Genomic DNA, 18,513 nt, shown 5'->3' with positions numbered 1-18,513 from the left:
GGAGATGAGGGAGATGAGGGAGATGAGGGAGATGAGGGAGATGAGGGAGATGAGGGAGATGAGGGAGATGAGGGAGATGAGGGAGATGAGGGAGAGAAGGAGATGAATTAATAACCAATGCCCCATGCCCAATGCCCCATGCCCAATGACAAATGACAAATGACAAACTAAAAAATGAGGATAAATGATGGATGCTCAATTAAGTCTTACAGAAATTAGTGTTGCACGGGAGATTTTACAAGATTACGACCCTGCACAACACGCTTTAAATCACTTGGAAAAACACAATGGCAAAGTTGAAAGCGCTTTTGAGGATTTGTGGATTGAGAAAAATGGGCAACCGTTGATGCAGCAAAGTAAATCACTTTGGCAAATAACACTAAAGGTATTGCGTGAGGAACTCTGTGGCGATGATGGTTTTCGCGGTCAACTCAAAGAATACACCAAGAATCCAGGGAGTTCGCCTTTGCTGACAGGGTTGATTATCTCTCTTGTTGGTGTAGCGACGGCACACGGTTTAGCAATTGATCCAGCGATCGCAACTGTTATTGTTTTATATATCCTCAAAATCGGCTTAAATATTTTTTGTGAATACACCGAACCACCCGTTGGCAATTCTGCAACTCTAGCGCCAGAAAACTGATGTGCTAGTTTGCAAATCATCACCTTTTTCTGAATGCTTTGTGTATGGCATAGACTTTGACCTCTCTCCAAACCTCTCTCCTTTTAGGAGAGAGGCTTTGAATCTTACTCCCCTTCCCTACAAGGGAAGGGGCTGGGGGTTAGGTCTGTATTGAACTCAACAAGCGCTACTATATTGATGCGATCGCGCTACTTGCTAATGAGTGCATCTTGCCGTTAAGTATTTGCATCGCCGTGTTATCTCAATGCAACCTCTTGCAATTTGATTGTATCGGCTGACAATGCCATTGTATCGACCGACAATGCCATTGTATCGACCGACAATGCCATTGTATCGGCTGACAATGCCATTGTATCGACTGACAATGCCATTGTATCAACTTGCTATGCTTGCCTAATGAGTATGATCTGGTTGCGCCCCTGTTAAATGCCATCACCCGATCACTCTGGTAATCTCTCTAACGCCTCTCGTGCGATCGCCCCCCAATATTCTTCCTTATACTCAACATATATTTCCAACGCTGTCTGCAAATGAACCCTCGCCTCTACGTAGTTTCCTTCTGCAAGCGTTTCTAAAGTGTGGTAGGTGAGTGCTTGGGAATAGCGATCGCCAATCTAAACTTTGATTTTTAGCTTACAATTTAGTCATATAGGCAGTTTTGTACAAAATCTCCAAATGCTGACAGAGTATATTCAAGCAGCTTTGCACAGAGCAAACTATGAAATTTTAGAAGATGGTATTTTTTATGCAGAAGTACCTGAATTGCAAGGGTTATATGCGAATGCCTCTACACTGGAAGCTTGCAGAGAAGAGTTAAAACAATCTTTAGAAGAGTGGATTATTTTAGGACTACAGTTAGGGCATAATTTACCTGAATTAGATGGAATCTCTCTTGCTTTAAAAAAGGGATATGGGAGGCGCTTTAAACAAGCGATCGCCTTGCCATCACTCTGGTAATCTCTCTAACGCCTCCCGTGCGATCGCCCCCCAATATTCATCCTTATACTCAACAAATATCTCCAACGCTGTCTGCAAATAAACCCTCGCCTCTGCGTAATTTTCTTCTGCTTCTGCAAGCGTTTCTAATTGACCGTAGGTGCTGGCTTGGGAATAGCGATCGCCATATTCGATAAAGATAGCCAAAGCTTGTTGGTAATTACGCCGCGCTTCCTCAAATTCCTGCAAATTTTGGGCAACTATTCCCAACTGGTGGTGGGTGCCAGCTTCAGCATAGCGATCGCCATATTCGTTGAAGATAGTCAAAGCTTGTTGGTAATTGCGCCGCGCCTCCTCAAATTCACGCAAATCTTGGGCAACTATTCCCAAGTTGTGGTAGGTGCGTGCTTGGGAATAGCGATCGCCAAATTCGATATTGATAGTCAAAGCTTGTTGGTAATTGCGCCGCGCCTCCTCAAATTCCTGCAAATTTTGGGCAACTCTTCCCAACTCGTGGTAGGTGCGTGCTTGGGAATAACGATCCCCAAATTCGATGAAGATAGCCAAAGCTTGTTGGTAATTGTGCCGCGCCTCCTCAAATTCACGCAAATCTTGGGCAACTATTCCCAAGTTGTGGTAGGTGCTGGCAGAAGAATAGCGATCACCAAATTCAATTTTGATAGCCAAAGCTTGTTGGTAATTGCGCCGCGCCTCCTCAAATTCACGCAAATCTTGGGCAAGCATTCCCAAATTGTGGTATATGCCAGCTTGAGAATAGCTATCGCCTATTTGTTGTTCAATTTCTAGACACTGTTGATAGAAAGTTGTCGCCTGTGTAAATTGTCTCAAGTCTAGATAAGCATTGCCCAGTTTAAACAAAGCAGCAATTTCGCCGCGAGAATTCTGAAGTTGCTGTGAAATACTTAAAGATTTTTGATAATAAGCGATCGCTGTATCAAATTGCCTTTGCAGCCCATAAGAATCTCCTAATGTGTTGAGGACTTCAGCATGGAAGGTGGAATCTTGAAACTCATTAGCTATTTTTTCGGCTTCTTCTAAATATTCTCTAGCTTTGATAGGTTCTATCTTACTTAGATACGCGATTCCTAGCTGATGCAAAATATTACTACAGTTGCGGAGGTTTTCTCCTGTCGCCTGATGTCCAGTAGGGTTATATTCCATTAGCAGGCGTTGTAATAACTCGATCCGCTCTTGCTTTTCTGGAGGTTCTAATCTGTCTATAATTCTCTCAGTATTTTGAGTCTCATTAATCGCATGATCTTTGGTAACTTGAGGAGTTTGAAACCGAAACATCCCCGATTGCCAAGCCCAAAAATCAGGAGCAAATTTGGCTAACCGAGTCAGGGCATAATCTGGCAGAATAAACAGAATCGGATGAGGAACAGTTCTTTTATAAGCATCTCGGACAAAGTTGAGGTCTTGTAAAACTGGCGGATAGTCTCCATAAACGCCAATAGACTTTTCTAACCCTTGTACAATCAAGACTAATTTTTTGTTAGGTTCTATCTCAATAGTTGGTAATATCTTGATAATTTCATCCCGGAGAAATCGCAAATTTGCATCAGAAAAACTCAGACTAATAAACTGAATATCCCGACACTCAGGATTTGTCTTTAGCGCCTCAACTAATATTTCTGCATCTGGGGGAAAATTAATTTCTACAAAACCAATCGTAAACTTTTCTGCAAAGTCCACAAAGGTGAGTAATTGAGCAAATATCTCTTGATTAAGCGCGATAAACGTCCCTATTTGTGAGCTAAGGTTGCGCTGCGAGTGCGGATTCGATGGCTTTCTGGAAGAATTCATTTTGCTTCACCACTGGATTGGGATAATTCCACCGTTTCTCGCCGTTGTATTCCAAAACTGAAGTGTTAAACAGCATTAACTGACCGATATCATCTTTGCTGACATTCTTGGTGATGCACACTTGGGCTAAAAACGCATAATGTTCTTCAGGAATAAACCTTTCAAAATTAAATTGCTGTTGTTTGACAGCATAGATAATATCTTCGGCAATAATTTTGGGATGTTTGCGAGTACTAGCAGTTAGGCAAGCAGTCTGTATCATCTGCATTAATTGGCGGACATGACCGCCACTGGCTTCTGCTAAATTTAGCAATTCCTGGCGAGATTCAAATACAGCATCAATATCTACCCGCTTTTCAATGACGCTGGCAACTGCTTCTAGTCCCGTTTGATTGTAGTTTAAATCGCAGCGATCGCGTTCAAATTCATAAATATTCACCATTGGTACAATATGAGGATCACTATTAAACTGATTGAGTGGGTTTTTTGGGGAACAAAGTACAGAAATTGGCACTGTATAAATTATCGTGCAATCTAATTCTTGTAACTGAGCCGCATAATCAAAAAATAAATGTTCTGCAATCGTCGGTGGTACACGATCCATGTTGTCAAAAATAATTAATAAACCCTTATATTGAGGGAATTTTTTTCGGAGTTTAACGTAAGCATCTCCTAATAAAAGGTTAATATCTGCTTTGAGACGTGATAGGTCTTTTTCTAAAGTTTGGCGAATAGTAGTTTTTTGTTTATCAGAACCTTTAATTTGTGCTAGTAATTTGACCATCAATTTAGCGATAAATGGAGCTTCTGGTTTTAGAGTCGCTTCTCCTTCAATACTGACAGACCTTTCCACACTTTCTTCGGTTTCTTTAGTAATATCCTTAAACCAAGATTCAAAGTTTCCCAGAAGTTGAGGATCAAATTTTAAACCTAATTTACGCAACTCAAATTCTACTTGTTTAATGACGATTAAATATAAATCTGTATAACGAGCATCATTAATATCTGTTTCTTCGTTAACTTCTAAATAAATTACGTGGTATTGTTTTTCCCATTGGTTGTGAATGCGTTTTAACTCTGTACTTTTGCCACAGCCGCGATGTCCGGTAAACAAAATTGTGCGGAAATCTGCGGGTTCTTGAAACTCTAAAATCTTACTAACGCTGTCAATTGCTGAAGTTTTGCGTACTGCTGATAAATCAACATAGTAACGCTCCATGTTTGCACCCTCTAACGGTTCAACATTACAAACTTGAAATGCATCTCTTAGAGTATTAGCACGCTGGTGATTCATTGGGTTTTGACTAACTTTATAGATATGATTTTCTCAATCTTAAATTTTAGGCGATCGCACTGCAATTTTACATCTGAATTTGACGCTTGAATACATTGTAATATCTTATACATTAAAAGCCTAGATAATAACCTGAAAAATTTTTACCGGATGGCTGCGATCGCGCTATGTTGAAAAATCGACTTTCAAGTATGCGAAACTGATAATCTGCTGCTAAAGCCGATGTGGTAGCTTTGACAAAGGCGATCGCGGATGCAACTAAAGATAAATATTATATTCAATTGTCAATCCTCCAAAAGAAATATAAATTTGAACATGGAACAAGTAATTACTGCAATGGCAGATGCTTTGTTTATAACCAGTAAAATCGGAAAAATAAAAAAAGTAAATCGTGCTGCTCTAGAATTATTTGGTTATAGTGAAGAAGAATTAATTAATCAACCAATATCACTGATAATTGATGATAATCAACTATTAATCTCAGCCATTCACCACCATTCTTCTTTTCAGAAAAATTTTCAGAATTTCGAGGTAGTTTGTCGAACAAAGACTAGAGAAAAGCGATTGATTGCTTTTTCTTGTTCAGTAATTCCGAAAACAATCAAAGAATTAGAAGATATTGTCTACATTGGTCGAGATATTACTGCTCGGCAGCACCGGGAACAGCGTACAAGTACCCAGTATGCTATCACTCGGATATTATCAGAATCCCAGAGCGTAAAGCAGGTAATTCCGCAAATTTTGCAGTCGATTTGTCAAAACTTAGAATGGGATTTAGGCGAACTTTGGACACCAAATCAATATATTGGCACTTCGGTACAGGGACATAGCATCAATGCAGTACTAAGGTGTGTGGAAATTTGGTCAAGTCGGGTAATTTGTGTCCGGGAGTTTAAAGGAATCACCTGGCAAACTACCTATATACCGGGTGTTGGCTTACCTGGTCGAATTTGGATCAGACGTTTGCCTTTGTGGATTCAAGATATCACAGAAGATGGAGACACTCGGCGATCGCAACCTGCGGCTGAGGCTGGATTACACGCTGCTTTTGGCTTCCCCATCTTAGACAATAGTGAAATCTTAGGAGTGATGGTTTTCTTCAGTCGGGACATACAACCAAAAGATAAAGACCTATTGCAAATGGTCGGTTCTATTGGTAGTCAAATCGCTCAGTTTATCAAACGTAAACAAGCAGAAGATGCTCTTGTAGAAAGTGAAGAACGATATAGAGATTTATTTGAAAATGCTAATGACTTGATTCAATCCGTCAATGCATCTGGTCGTTTTTTGTATGTCAATCGTGCATGGCGAGAAACTTTGGGATATAGCGAAGCTGAAATTGCGAATATGAATGTTTTTGAGATTATACATCCAGAGTTTAAACAAGACTGTTTGCAAAGATTTTATCGCGTGCTATCAGGAGAAAAGTTTGGGCAAGTAAAAGCCGCATTCCTTACTAAAGACGGTCAAACAATCTTTTTAGAAGGTAACATTAACTGTAAATTTATCGAAGGTCATCCAGTTGCGACTCGCGGCATTTTTCGCAATGTCACCCAGCGACTAGCAGCAGAAGAAGCGCTGCGACATCAGCAGGAAGAAACCGAACGTTTATTGCTGAATATTTTGCCCGTCGCAATCTCGAAACCCTTGAAAGAAGAACCGGCTAAGATTGCCGAAGACTTTGCTGATGTCACAGTTTTATTTGCAGATATTGTCGGTTTTAGCGAAATTGCTGCTTCTGTGAGTGCAATTCAACTGGTAAACTTACTCAACCCAATTTTCTCAGCTTTCGATCGCCTCACCGAGCGATATAGTTTAGAGAGAATCAAGACCATTAGCGATGCTTATATGGTAGTTGGTGGCTTACCCACGCGCCACCCAGATCATGCTCAAGCGATCGCTCAAATGGCACTGCACATGCAAACTGCGATCGCTCTATTTAATACTGAGAATAACCAAAACTTCAGCATTCGTATTGGCATTCATAGAGGTTCCGTAGTGGCGGGAGTAATTGACCTCAACAACTTTACTTATGATCTCTGGGGAGACACGGTAAACATCGCTAGCTGTATGGAATCCCAAGGTATTGTTGGTAAAATCCAGGTTACAGAAGATACTTATAAGTGTTTGTGTGATGAATTTTTATTTGAAAAGCGGGGCGAAATCGAAGTTAAAGGTAAAGGGAAAATGACAACTTATTTGTTGATTGGACGGAAGTAAAACCTCACCCCAACCCTCTCCTTGGTAAGGAGAGGGAGCAAGAATCTTGTTTCTCATCTGGTATATTTGCAAAATTGTGTCCTGACGGACATCCCTCTCCTTAATAAGGAGAGGGACAGGTTTTGCATAGCAAAACCAGGGTGAGGTTTCTTTGGGCTATTCGATAAATTTTGACGCACTCCCTAGTGAGTATTCGGAATCAGCCGACCACAGGGATAAGTCGCTGTTTGCTTTTCAGCACTATCAGCCACTCCTGCTGGAATCTGATCCGATGGTCGGGTTTTGGCTGCTAGATAGTCTTTTTGCAGTTTGTCGAAAATGGCTTCTCGCCTGTCGTAGATTCGCTTCAGGGGGCGAGGCTGGCACTTATTCAAGACGTATGCTGTTACCAAAGGTAGAGCGATCGTGCTATCGGTATAACAAACAATTGTGTTAGGTAACTCCTCTGGGTCAATCTTACCCCAGCTGACGGCTTCCGATGGGGTTGCTCCAGACAAACCGCCTGTATCTGGACGCGCATCGGTAAACTGTACAAAGAAATCGTGTCCTCGTTCTTCTAGTCCCAATACTTCGTGAAGTTGCGGTTGAGTTTGTAGCAAAAAGTTTTTGGGACTACCGCCACCGAGAATTACAGCTGCACTTTTTCCTCCTGATTCACGGGCATTATATGCGATCGCAGCCGTCTCATTTACGTCAATTGATGGATCTATCACCAACTGCGAACCTTCCAAAGCTAAAGCCGCCACGTTCATCCCAATTGAGCTATCTCCTGGAGAAGACGTATATATCGGCACGCCATACTCATAAGCTGTCGCCAGCAAGCAGGAATGTTGCACACCCAACTGCTTTTCTACTTCCCGAACATACTTACCCAATAAATAGTGAAACTCAGCAGTTCCCATCCGCTTCTGAAACGCTTCCCCTTGCAGAATCTTGCGGATGAACGCATCAGTTTCCAGCAGCACATCGTAACCAAAGATAATGTCATAAATGCGAATAGTGCCTTCCTGGCGCAGTTTCACATCATCCAAAAACGGATTACCAGCAAAGAGTTCAAAACCCAAACCGTAGTGCATATCGTGGTAAAGATTTGCACCAGTGCTAATCATCCAGTCAATAAAGCCGTTGCGAATTAAGGGTGCAAGTGCTGAAACCCCAAATCCTGCTGGTGTCATTGCACCGGAAAGGCTAACTCCCACCGTGACACCATCCTTTAGCACATCACGACTCAGAAGTTGGCAGATTTCCCGCAACCGCGCTGAGTTGTAAGCGGTAAAGTATTGATCAATCAAATCCACCACATTGATATCATTTGATATCGGTGTCGGTGCGATTTTTTGACCCAGCTGTTTAGACATTTTGGCACTCCCGAACTAGTAAACACGCCCGAATCTAATGTTATCTAGCTTTCAACCAAAGTGACAGCAATTTAACTAGCCCATTTCATTAAAAAACAGTACAACGGCTGAGATTAGGGACTTCCAAATAAAAAAAAATATCCAAAAAACTCTCTCTTCCTCATTCCTCTGTGTTCTCTGCGTCTCTGTGGTTCGTTGATTTAGGTAATTTATTTCTTGGAAATCCCTTAAATCGTCTCAATTACCTCAACGCTTACAAATGAGTTTGCGGAAATATTAAATTTAATGGAAGATTTAATGGATCGAGATAGGTGTACGCTACCTAGATGGGAATGCGTCAACAGAGGACTCAGCCAATGGGATATGTAATTGCTACTGCAAATATGAAAGGTGGCGTTGGTAAAACCACCCTCACTGTCAACTTAGCTACCTGTTTAGCTAAAAATCATGGTAAGCGGGTGCTTGTTCTTGATTTAGACAGCCAAATTAGCGCCACACTTAGTTTAATGTCGCCTTTAGATTTTGCCAAGCGTCGTAAACAAAGTAAAACATTTAGATATCTGATAGACGAAGTTATCAATCCAGACCCACAAGCAAAACTGACAATTAAAGATATCATTCAATCGCAGGTTTGTAATCTTCCAGGACTGGATTTATTACCAGGAGATATCGACTTGTATGATGAATTTGTTGTGTCAGAAATGCTGCATCAACAAGCAACTGCTTTGGGTGAACAGGACTTTGAAATGATTTGGAATCGCTTTGAAAGAGTCCTGATTAATAACATCTTAAAACCAGTACGTGAAGAATATGATTTTATCCTTCTCGATTGTGCCCCTGGCTATAATCTATTGACTCGTAGCGCTTTAGCCGCTAGCGATTTTTACATACTTCCTGCTAAACCAGAACCTTTATCTGTAGTGGGTATTCAACTGCTGGAAAGACGCATTGCCCAATTAAAAGACAGTCACGGACATGAAAGCAAGATAGATATAAAAATGCTGGGAATTGTATTTAGTATGTCCAGCGCTAACCTTCTGACTGGCAGATACTATAAACAAGTGATGCACCGCGTTGTTGAAGATTTCGGTGTAGAAAAAATTTGTAAGGTGCAAATACCAGTTGATGTCAATGTTGCTAAGGCTGTTGATAGTTTTATGCCAGCTGTTTTAATTGCTCCCCAATCAGCTGGTTCAAAAGCGTTCTTTCAGTTAACTCAGGAGTTGTTGCAAAAGCTTTAAGGGAGTGGGGAATGGGGAATGGGGAATAGAGAATGGAGAATGGGGAAATTCCCTACTCCCTACTCCCTACTCCCTACTCCCTAAAAATTTCCGGCTAAGGCTGCAACACATCGATCGCAAATTAGCGGATGTTCTGCTGATTCTCCCACATGAATGGAGTAGTTCCAACAGCGATCGCATTTTTCTCCGTCTGCTTTGTGAACCTCAAAATATATGTCAGCATCATCTCCTTCCTTAGAAATGGGTTCAGATGGCACTTCTACTTGAGAAGCTAAAAATAGATAACGTAACTCATCTACACCATTACTTTTTTCAACTGAACCGTGAGTATTGGGATTGAGAGCTTGTAAACGTTGACGCAATCTCTCATCAAAGACATGCACGACAACTTTTGCTTCTAAAGAAGATCCGATTGTCTTTTGCAATCGATATATTTCTAGAGTTTTGTTGACCTTATCACGAATTTTCCGTAACTCTGTCCAAAATTCCGCTAATTCTGGATTACGCCATTTTTCCTCTAGCTGCACCCAACCAGCTTCAAACACCGATTTGTAAGGTGTTTTATAAGGGAGATATTGCCAGATATCCTCGGCGGTGTGGCATAATACTGGAGCGATCGCTCGTGCTAAATTTTCTAACGCTATCTTCAGCACTGTTTGGCAACTGCGACGGCGGAAAGCATTGGTTGCACTGATGTACAGCCTATCTTTGGCAACATCTAAATAAAAGTTAGATAAATCCACCACGCAGAAATTCTGCACTGTTTGGAAAAAGCGGAAGAATTGGAAACTCTCAAAGGCTTCCGTCACTTCCTCAAACACTTCGGTGATGCGGTGTAGCATATAACGGTCAAGTTCTGGCAATTCCTCGAAAGCTACTGCATCTTTTTCGGGGTCAAAATCATCCAAGCTACCCAACAAGAACCGCGCCGTATTGCGAATCTTACCTCTGACATCATTCAGCTGCTTGATGATGTTTTTACCAATGCGGACATCGCCGGAGTAGTCTACCGATGATACCCACAGTCGCAATACATCTACACCGTAGGCCGGTTCTACTTTTTGATTTTTCCCGCCTTCAATGATTATATTTGGGTCAACCACATTTCCTTCGGACTTACTCATCTTTCGCCCTTGTTCGTCCAAAGCGAAGCCGTGAGTTAGCACAGTTTTGTAAGGCGCAATGTCATTCACTGCTACACTGGTGAGCAAGCTTGATTGGAACCAACCGCGATGTTGGTCGGAACCTTCCAAATAGATATCAGCAGGATAGCGTAACTCTGGACGCTGTTTGGCCACAGCTGCCCAAGATGAGCCAGAATCAAACCATACATCCATTGTGTCTGTACCTTTGCGGTAAGACTTACCATTTTGGCGATAGGATTGGGGTAATAACTCCTCAACCGACAGTTCCCACCAAGCATCAGAACCAATTTCTGCGATAATTCCTTGAACGTGGTTGATAATTTCTTCATTCAGCAATGGTTCTCCCGTGGCTTCATCGTAGAAAACGGGAATGGGTACACCCCAACTCCGCTGACGAGAGATACACCAATCAGAACGTTCCGCCACCATTGGGGTGATGCGATTTTCACCTTGGGCTGGAATCCATTTTACCGTGGCGATCGCCTTTAATGCTTCTTCTCTAAATCCTTCCACCGAAGCAAACCATTGTTCAGTCGCGCGAAAAATCGTTGGCTTCTTCGTCCGCCAATCATAAGGATATTTGTGGGGGTATGCTTCTTCCTTCAACAAAGAACCAGCCGCAGTTAATGCATCAATTACCGCTTGATTCCCATCACCCAGCACATTCAACCCCGCAAATTGTCCCGCTTCTTCGGTAAAATTGCCATTGTCATCCACTGGTGCAAGGATAGGCAAACCGTAACGCAGACCTACAATGTAATCTTCTTGACCATGACCGGGGGCAGTATGTACCAACCCCGTACCCGATTCAGTGGTAATGTAATCACCACCTACAACAATCGGACTTTCGCGGTCAAATAAAGGATGACGGTAAGTAGTATGTTCTAAATCATTCCCCTTAAACGTGGCTTTGAGAGTTAACTTAACTCCCAACGTCGAAGATAAACGTTCCACTAAATCAGCAGCAACGATGAGATAGCGAAACCTCACTCTTTCCGTTAACGGAGAATGAGAAGAAACTTCCTCACTCCCCCTAAGAGCTTGCGGGGAGGGGGTTGGGGGGTGGGGTTCCACTTCCACCACTGCATAATTCAAATCTGCATTTACCGCCACAGCCAAATTCGCCGGAATTGTCCAAGGTGTAGTTGTCCAGATAGCCACACCCAAATCTGACAGATATTCCGCCAACAGTGGTTTTACAGCTGACGCCAAACCTGTGATGGGAAAAGCTGCATAGATACTGCGGGAAACGTGACCTTCTGGATATTCCAACTCAGCTTCCGCCAAAGCGGTTTTAGAACTCGGACTCCAGTGAACCGGCTTCAAACCGCGATAGATGTAGCCTTTCAAGAACATCTGACCAAATACGCCAATTTGAGCCGCTTCATATTCCGGCTTCAGAGTTAGATAAGGGTTGTCCCAATCTCCCCAAATACCGTAGCGTTTAAAATTTTGGCGCTGCTCATTTACGGTCACTAAAGCAAATTCTTTCGCTTTTTGCCGCAGTTGTAAAGGCGTTAAGTTTTGCCGTTCTGCTGACTTCATGTTCTGCAAAACTTTTAACTCAATTGGCAATCCGTGACAATCCCAACCAGGGACGTAACGAACTTTACGCCCTTGTAGCAGTTGGTAGCGGTTAATAATATCTTTGAGAATTTTATTTAAAGCGTGACCAATATGCAGAGAGCCATTAGCGTAGGGAGGCCCATCGTGCAGTATAAATAATTCGCCGGGGTTATTTTCGGAGAGGCGATCGTAAATTTTATTATCTTCCCAAAATTTTTGGATTTCCGGCTCCCGCTTGATGGCGTTTGCCCGCATCTCAAAGTTAGTCTTGGGTAGGTTTACAGTATCTTTGTAACTTCCTGATTCGGTCACAGTCTCATGCCTAGAAATAGGTGTGCAGGTTTTATTAATTATAGAAGTTGACTACTCTCAGCGAGTCACCGCGACTGAGATTCCAAGAATCACTTCTTAGAGTTTCTGCTTCATAGCACCAGCCTTCCGAGATTTACTCTCTTCAGGTCTTACAGTCGCTCCACAGACATTCACCGCAAGCCCTGCGGCAAGAATATTTTTAGCAGCATTCACATCTCTATCGTGATGTGTACTGCACTTAGGACAGTCCCACTCTCTGATATTTAAGGGCAACTTATCAACGATATGTCCGCAATGTCCACACCTTTTGGAGCTAGGGAACCAACGGTCAATTTTGACAAAAGTACGACCATACCAGTTGCACTTATATTCAAGTTGCCTGACGGTTTCACCCCAACTAGCATCACTAATCGAGAGAGCGAGTTTTTTGTTTTTAACCATATTCTTCACGGACAAATCCTCGACTGCAATCACTTGGTTTTCACGAACCAATCGAGTTGTCAATTTGTGAAGAAAATCATTACGAGCATCGCTAATTTCTGCATGAACTTTAGCGACTTTCAATCTTGCTTTGTGGCGATTGTTAGATCCTTTTTTCTTGCGACTAAGCGCTTTCGTAGCTCTACGCAATTTACGGCGCTTTGCTTTGAAGGTTTTAGGATTAGCAATCTTTTCACCATTACTCAAAGCCATCAAGCTAGTAATACCCAAATCCAAGCCAATTTGATTAGGAGATTCAGGTAATGTTTCAATCTCAACATCTACAAGCATTGCAACTGTCCACCGACCAGATGGCGAGAGCAACACCTGTATTGTTGATGGTTCTGCGCCTTCTGGGAGTTGGCGGCTCCAAACAATAGGCAACGGTTGAGAACATTTAGCCAAGAATACTTTGCCATCTTTCCACTTGAAAGCCGACTTAGTAAATTCAGCATTGCCACCGTGATGCTTTTTCTTGAAGTTAGGGTATTTTGCCCTTCCTGCAAAGAAATTGGTAAAAGCGGTTTGTAGATGCCTCAATCCTTGTTGTAATGGCACACAGCTAACTTCATTGAGAAACTGCAAGTCTTCTTGCTTTTTCCAGCCAGTTAGCATTTTTGAGGTTTCAGCGTATCCGACTCGCTCAAGTCGTTCATACCATGCTTCTGTCCTTGCAGCTAATGCACGGTTATAAACTAATCGAGCGCAACCCATCGTTCTTCTAAGTAATGTTTCTTGCGACTGTGTTGGATAAAATCGGTACTTGAAAGCTTTTTGTGTCATACTCACATTATAGCATTTATTCTGTGAAAATAGCCAATTAAAAAAGACTAAAGGCAATAAATTGCCTCGCGCCGTTTCCCTCTCAGGGCTAAAGCCGCGCTCGTTTCCTACATCCCGTGAGGTTCTATGACATGAAAACCAAAATTTGCTATCTTATCTTCTCCCTCCCTTAAACTAAAGTTCCAGTCTTTCCCTCTCCGACTCGGAGAGGGACGGTTTTACGTAGTAAAACCAGGGAGAGGTCTTTTTTCCTCTGGACAATCAGGAATTTTGCGGAGGTTGAGAGTTAATCAACACAAAGTAGTATACTTTTCTAGGTTCGCCTAAAGCTATCCAAAGGTTTCGTTTAAAAACAATTAATTTTGGGGTTGCTCTAATGCTAAGTCCTGTAGTAACAATCAGTATCTTTCAAAAACAACCTGATCCTCAAGCATTTTCAGCAGGCCAAGTCATTTTTGAAGAAGCACAAACTGGTGATAAAATGTACGGCATTCTCGAAGGAGAGGTAGATATATTAGTCAATGGCAAAGTTATAGAAACCATTGAGACTGGCGAAGTTTTTGGTGTTGGGGTACTTGTAGGAGTCAAAAATAGAACTTACACTGCGATCGCTAAAGTAGATACTAAACTGGTTTTCCTTAATGAGGAAAGGTTTCTCTTTGCCGTTGAGGAAACACCCAGGTTTGCTCTACAGGTGATGAAAAGTTACTCAGAGCGTCTGAGTCGCTTGCAGCATATAGTTTAAAGCACCTCAGAAGACAAGGGGCAGGAGGGTGCAATAGGTAGCACGGTTTTCTCCCAAGTGGCTTCTCTGCCTTCTGCCTTTTTAATCAAAGATGCAAGATTTACCGGAGATAGCAATGGTGCGTAAACGCTTAATTATTGAGATGGGGATGGGAATAGATCAGCATGGACAAGATCCAACAGTAGCAGCATCTAGGGCGGTACGCAATGCGATCGCTCACAATGCCTTACCTGGTGTTTGGGAAGTTGCAGGTTTAAGTCACCCCAATGAAATGATTATAGAGGTTCAGGTAGCAGTACCATATCCAGAACAAGTTAGAGAAGAAGAAGTACTAGCTGTACTACCATTTGGTCGGAAAACCCTCACCGTAGAATCTGGAGGGATGATAGTTCAAGGGCGGGCGATTCCCGAACTCAACGATAAAAATGACGAAATGTTGATTGCGATCGCAGCCGTAACAGTTCTGGTTGAAAATGAGTAGCTGAAGTCAAACCCATAGAACGCCGATGCTCGACTAACCTTCGTAATCAGTTACAAGAATCGGTTTTGCTCTCGTGCGCGATTGAAAAAATCCCACTTAGGAACGTGGATTCTGTACCTTTGGGTGTCCCCTGCTCACCCTACTGAAATCGTTATACTAACTGTGGGAGGCTGTGAATCTAACCAGCCAGCTTCCATAGTTGTGTTTTTTTATAGCTTGCTGCACTATGTCCTTCATCCAAACCCCGCTAATTGGTTTAAAAGCTGACTCATTTCGTCATCCATTAGACCTGGAAGCTACCAGAGCGCTCAAGCAGATACCAGGCATAGATATGTTGGTGCGAAATTGGCTTGGGCCAATGGCAGAGCAGGTTTTCTATGTGGAAAATATTGCCTCCAGTATTCTGGTGGGTGAAAAGCAACTGCCCGATTTATACAAACTGTTGTTAGATGCCTGTAAAATCCTGGATATAGAGCCTCCCCAATTGTACGTCCGGCAACATCCGGCTCCCAATGCCTATACTTTTGCTGTGCGGGGTAAGCAGCCCTTTGTTGTGCTACACACATCCCTGATTGATATCCTCACACCAGTAGAAATACAGGCAGTAATTGCCCACGAGTTGGGGCATCTTAAGTGTGACCATAGCGTTTACTTGACTCCTGTAAATTTATTAATATTAGCTGCGGCGATTGTGCCCAATGTCGGAACCTTCGTTGCTCAAGCGATACAGGCACAGCTTTTAGAATGGGTACGTTGTGCTGAGTTTACCTGCGATCGCGCCGCATTACTAGCAACCCAAGACCCGAAAGTTGTCATGTCAGTATTGATGAAGTTGGCGGGTGGTTCCCCCACCTTAGCGCCACAACTGAATCTCGATGCCTTTGTTGCCCAAGTCCGCGCTTACGATGATATTAGCAAGACCGAACTAGGCGAAATGGTCAAAGCCGCCCGCACAGCCCAATTAACCCATCCAGTACCAGTGCTACGGGCGCGAGAAATTGACCGATGGGCAAGCAGCACAGAATATCAAACTCTGTTACACAGTCACGGGCTTAAGTATACTAATGAAGTTACACCCAAAGGCGGGTGGCGCAATTGGTAGAGTTAAGCTAAAACACATCTAATTTGCATATTAAAATTTTCTCAATATCTTGTGGGGTGGGCATCTTGCCCGCCCTGATTATGCAACTTCAATGCCGATTAGCTTACCAATCATAACCACTGCATTAATTAGTGCATTTGTCAATATTATGAATGCGATTCTGGCGACAAGCCGTTTCTCGACGAGACGCTCTGCGTAGGAATATGCGTCTACGCACTCATGTAAAATATTGGTACAGCTAGAAAATCAGCTAATGACCAGGTTTCCCTACGACCAGTTCGCAAAAGACTATCTTAAAGAATTGTTACAGCCATTGGGAGAAGTGGAAACAAGTCGAAAGGTTCCGGCGGAGATTCGAGAGATTGATGTTTATTTTGTCCCTTCACCGCAATCTGCAAGCGATACAATAGCATTAGGACTGTTAGGGAAATTTGCGGCTGAACCTGCATTAATTGAACCATTTAGAAATGCGGCTACAATTGCGGAAATTCGTAGTTGTATGAATAAATTATTTGATATTTTCGCCGAAGTAAAGCGTCAAAGTAAAGGTGATAAAAACCGGATTGTGGAATCAGATTTACCACGCTTATGGATTTTTTCACCTACAGCTTCTGAGTCTATATTGGATGGTTTTAGAACTAACCTAGATCAAGAGAATTGGGGAATAGGAGTACATTTTTTAGGCGATTATTTGAGAACAGCAATTGTGGCAATTCACCAATTACCGTGTACAGAAGAAACACTATGGTTGAGAATTTTAGGTAAGGGAAGAGTCCAGCAACAAGCAATAGATGAACTAGAAGCACTTCCCCAAAATAATCCCTTACGTTCCAAAGCAATTGATTTATTATTGAGTTTAAAGACCACCTTAGAATTCAATCAAAATATAGACGAGGAGGATAGAGATTTAATTATGCGCTTATCACCTATTTACGAGCAAAAATTAGCAGAAGCTAAACAAGAAGGAATCCAAGAAGGAATCCAAGAAGGAATTCAAGAAGGAATTCAAGAAGGAATTCAAGCAGAACGTCGTAATGTTATAGAGAATTTGTTGCGAGTTCGCTTTGGTTCTTTAGATGCCGAAATAAGAGTAATTATTGAAGCTTTGTCGGCATTATCTCCAGAGGAATTTACTCCTTTATTACTGCAACTATCCAGGGAAGAATTATTAGATAGGTTCCTTTAGAAGAACCTTACATTTAATTATGTCTACCGACTTATCCAACGACGATCGCTTTCAACCCATAAATCTCTTTGAGTACGAAAAGTTAGCAAAAGAGTATTTGTCTCAAATTACACTTGATTACTATAGCAGTGGTGCTTGGGACGAAATCACATTGCGGGATAATCGTGCGGCCTTTGAGCGAGTCAAGCTGCGACCTCGGATATTAGTTGATGTTAGCGATGTCTACGACGGGCGTAGCTGCCGCAATCTAACTACATCCATCTTAGGACAACCCCTGCAACTACCTTTATTAATTGCGCCAATGGCTTTTCAATGTCTAGCCCATCCAGACGGAGAAGTTGCCACCGCCCTAGCTGCCGCCTCAGCAGGTGTGGGCATGGTGTTAAGTACAATGGCAACAAAGAGCATTGAAGAAGTAGCGACTGCATCTGATAAATTTCCAGATTCTCTGCAATGGTTCCAGCTTTACATCCATAAAGATCGGGGATTAACTCGTGCTTTGGTAGAAAAAGCCTATAAAGCAGGCTACAAAGCACTTTGTCTGACTGTAGATGCACCTGTTCTCGGACAGCGCGAGAGAGATAGACGTAACGAATTTGCCTTACCCCTAGACTTACATCTGGCTAATCTTGCCAGCATCTCAGGGCTAGATATTCCCCATGAAAAAGGCGAATCTGGGTTATTTACCTATTTTGCCCAACAGCTAAACCCAGCAGTAACTTGGCACGATTTAGAATGGTTACAGTCTTTATCCCCACTACCTTTAGTCATCAAAGGAATTTTACGGGGAGATGATGCTGTGCGGGCTGTAGAATATGGAGCCAAAGCAATTATTGTTTCCAATCATGGTGGCAGACAACTCGATGGTGCGATCGCTTCTTTAGATGCCCTAGCTGAAATAGTCGCCGCAGTTGATGGTAAAGTAGAAGTGCTGTTGGATGGAGGCATTCGTAGAGGTACAGACATACTCAAAGCTCTGGCATTAGGAGCAAAAGCGGTACTGATCGGACGACCCATTTTGTGGGGACTAGCAGTAGCAGGACAAGCCGGTGTATCTCACGTTATCTCACTGCTACAAGATGAGTTAAATGTGGCAATGGCACTTAGCGGCTGTGCAAAACTACAGGATATTGACCCTAGTTTATTGACCCTGCCACGCCTTTAAGCCTTAGAATTATCAGAGCTTATTCCACC

15 protein-coding genes are annotated in these 18,513 nt (G+C 42.5%); 9 read left to right on the top strand and 6 right to left on the bottom strand.

Annotation, left to right across the window (positions count from 1 at the left end; translation table 11 throughout):
• Nucleotides 1-187: 187 nt before the first annotated feature.
• On the top strand, nt 188-643 hold the full coding sequence (locus tag V7K27_RS15725) for a hypothetical protein (RefSeq protein WP_334948717.1): 456 nt from the start codon (nt 188-190) through the stop codon (nt 641-643).
• 236 nt (nt 644-879) lie between these two features.
• On the opposite strand, the gene V7K27_RS15720 is transcribed toward V7K27_RS15725, so the two are convergent.
• Nucleotides 880-1,014: a hypothetical protein gene (locus tag V7K27_RS15720; protein ID WP_334948709.1), complete on the bottom strand. Its 135-nt coding sequence runs from the start codon at nt 1,012-1,014 to the stop codon at nt 880-882.
• 250 nt (nt 1,015-1,264) lie between these two features.
• Here V7K27_RS15720 and V7K27_RS15715 point away from each other — a divergent pair, with 250 nt between their 5' ends.
• On the top strand, nt 1,265-1,600 hold the full coding sequence (locus V7K27_RS15715) for a type II toxin-antitoxin system HicB family antitoxin (RefSeq protein WP_442947622.1): 336 nt from the start codon (nt 1,265-1,267) through the stop codon (nt 1,598-1,600).
• On the opposite strand, the gene V7K27_RS15710 is transcribed toward V7K27_RS15715, so the two are convergent.
• Nucleotides 1,589-3,406 (bottom strand): tetratricopeptide repeat protein, encoded by a 1,818-nt coding sequence (locus tag V7K27_RS15710; RefSeq protein ID WP_334948707.1) that lies wholly within the window; start codon nt 3,404-3,406, stop codon nt 1,589-1,591. The genes V7K27_RS15715 and V7K27_RS15710 overlap by 12 nt on opposite strands.
• On the bottom strand, nt 3,357-4,700 hold the full coding sequence (locus tag V7K27_RS15705) for a P-loop NTPase fold protein (protein ID WP_334948705.1): 1,344 nt from the start codon (nt 4,698-4,700) through the stop codon (nt 3,357-3,359). The genes V7K27_RS15710 and V7K27_RS15705 overlap by 50 nt, the downstream gene beginning before the upstream one ends.
• Before the next feature lie 315 nt (nt 4,701-5,015).
• Between V7K27_RS15705 and V7K27_RS15700 the strand changes: the two genes are divergently transcribed.
• A complete protein-coding gene (locus V7K27_RS15700; protein ID WP_334948703.1) occupies nt 5,016-6,920 on the top strand; it encodes an adenylate/guanylate cyclase domain-containing protein in 1,905 nt (634 codons plus the stop codon).
• A 182-nt stretch (nt 6,921-7,102) separates the two neighbouring features.
• Here V7K27_RS15700 and V7K27_RS15695 read toward each other — a convergent pair whose 3' ends face one another.
• Complete coding sequence (locus tag V7K27_RS15695; RefSeq protein ID WP_334948701.1) at nt 7,103-8,278, bottom strand: homospermidine biosynthesis protein; 1,176 nt, start codon at nt 8,276-8,278, stop codon at nt 7,103-7,105.
• A gap of 356 nt (nt 8,279-8,634) precedes the next feature.
• Between V7K27_RS15695 and V7K27_RS15690 the strand changes: the two genes are divergently transcribed.
• Entirely contained in the window at nt 8,635-9,519 is an 885-nt protein-coding gene (locus V7K27_RS15690) for a ParA family protein (protein WP_334948699.1), read from the top strand.
• An 80-nt stretch (nt 9,520-9,599) separates the two neighbouring features.
• On the opposite strand, the gene ileS is transcribed toward V7K27_RS15690, so the two are convergent.
• Both ileS and V7K27_RS15680 read right to left on the bottom strand, forming a co-directional pair.
• Complete coding sequence (ileS, locus tag V7K27_RS15685; RefSeq protein ID WP_334948697.1) at nt 9,600-12,542, bottom strand: isoleucine--tRNA ligase; 2,943 nt, start codon at nt 12,540-12,542, stop codon at nt 9,600-9,602.
• Nucleotides 12,543-12,638: 96 nt separating this feature from the next.
• Entirely contained in the window at nt 12,639-13,805 is a 1,167-nt protein-coding gene (locus V7K27_RS15680) for an RNA-guided endonuclease InsQ/TnpB family protein (RefSeq protein WP_334948695.1), read from the bottom strand.
• Nucleotides 13,806-14,181: 376 nt separating this feature from the next.
• Between V7K27_RS15680 and V7K27_RS15675 the strand changes: the two genes are divergently transcribed.
• The 5 genes from V7K27_RS15675 to V7K27_RS15655 all read left to right on the top strand — a co-directional run bounded on the left by V7K27_RS15675 (nt 14,182) and on the right by V7K27_RS15655 (nt 18,484).
• On the top strand, nt 14,182-14,550 hold the full coding sequence (locus V7K27_RS15675; protein ID WP_334948693.1) for a cyclic nucleotide-binding domain-containing protein: 369 nt from the start codon (nt 14,182-14,184) through the stop codon (nt 14,548-14,550).
• 115 nt (nt 14,551-14,665) lie between these two features.
• Nucleotides 14,666-15,031 (top strand): Lin0512 family protein, encoded by a 366-nt coding sequence (locus V7K27_RS15670; RefSeq protein WP_334948713.1) that lies wholly within the window; start codon nt 14,666-14,668, stop codon nt 15,029-15,031.
• A 226-nt stretch (nt 15,032-15,257) separates the two neighbouring features.
• On the top strand, nt 15,258-16,133 hold the full coding sequence (locus V7K27_RS15665) for a M48 family metallopeptidase (RefSeq protein ID WP_334948691.1): 876 nt from the start codon (nt 15,258-15,260) through the stop codon (nt 16,131-16,133).
• A gap of 253 nt (nt 16,134-16,386) precedes the next feature.
• Complete coding sequence (locus V7K27_RS15660) at nt 16,387-17,319, top strand: hypothetical protein (RefSeq protein WP_334948690.1); 933 nt, start codon at nt 16,387-16,389, stop codon at nt 17,317-17,319.
• A 19-nt stretch (nt 17,320-17,338) separates the two neighbouring features.
• The gene (locus V7K27_RS15655; protein ID WP_334948688.1) at nt 17,339-18,484 is read left to right on the top strand and encodes an alpha-hydroxy acid oxidase; all 1,146 of its coding nucleotides are present in this window, start codon (nt 17,339-17,341) and stop codon (nt 18,482-18,484) included.
• Nucleotides 18,485-18,513 lie beyond the last annotated feature (29 nt).

The organism is Nostoc sp. (assembly GCF_036919575.1).
In the GTDB taxonomy this organism is placed as follows: domain Bacteria; phylum Cyanobacteriota; class Cyanobacteriia; order Cyanobacteriales; family Nostocaceae; genus Nostoc.
This window is presented reverse-complemented; position numbering and strand designations above follow the sequence as displayed.

Excerpts from the sequence above, each read along its gene's own strand:
- V7K27_RS15725 (WP_334948717.1), top strand. The coding sequence starts at position 188 with ATGGATGCTCAATTAAGTCTTACAGAAATTAGTGTTGCACGGGAGATT.
- V7K27_RS15720 (WP_334948709.1), bottom strand. The coding sequence starts at position 1,014 with ATGGCATTGTCAGTCGATACAATGGCATTGTCAGCCGATACAATGGCA.
- V7K27_RS15710 (WP_334948707.1), bottom strand. The coding sequence starts at position 3,406 with ATGAATTCTTCCAGAAAGCCATCGAATCCGCACTCGCAGCGCAACCTT.
- V7K27_RS15705 (WP_334948705.1), bottom strand. The coding sequence starts at position 4,700 with ATGAATCACCAGCGTGCTAATACTCTAAGAGATGCATTTCAAGTTTGT.
- V7K27_RS15700 (WP_334948703.1), top strand. The coding sequence starts at position 5,016 with ATGGAACAAGTAATTACTGCAATGGCAGATGCTTTGTTTATAACCAGT.
- V7K27_RS15695 (WP_334948701.1), bottom strand. The coding sequence starts at position 8,278 with ATGTCTAAACAGCTGGGTCAAAAAATCGCACCGACACCGATATCAAAT.
- V7K27_RS15690 (WP_334948699.1), top strand. The coding sequence starts at position 8,635 with ATGGGATATGTAATTGCTACTGCAAATATGAAAGGTGGCGTTGGTAAA.
- V7K27_RS15680 (WP_334948695.1), bottom strand. The coding sequence starts at position 13,805 with ATGACACAAAAAGCTTTCAAGTACCGATTTTATCCAACACAGTCGCAA.
- V7K27_RS15675 (WP_334948693.1), top strand. The coding sequence starts at position 14,182 with ATGCTAAGTCCTGTAGTAACAATCAGTATCTTTCAAAAACAACCTGAT.
- V7K27_RS15670 (WP_334948713.1), top strand. The coding sequence starts at position 14,666 with ATGGTGCGTAAACGCTTAATTATTGAGATGGGGATGGGAATAGATCAG.
- V7K27_RS15665 (WP_334948691.1), top strand. The coding sequence starts at position 15,258 with ATGTCCTTCATCCAAACCCCGCTAATTGGTTTAAAAGCTGACTCATTT.
- V7K27_RS15660 (WP_334948690.1), top strand. The coding sequence starts at position 16,387 with ATGACCAGGTTTCCCTACGACCAGTTCGCAAAAGACTATCTTAAAGAA.
- V7K27_RS15655 (WP_334948688.1), top strand. The coding sequence starts at position 17,339 with ATGTCTACCGACTTATCCAACGACGATCGCTTTCAACCCATAAATCTC.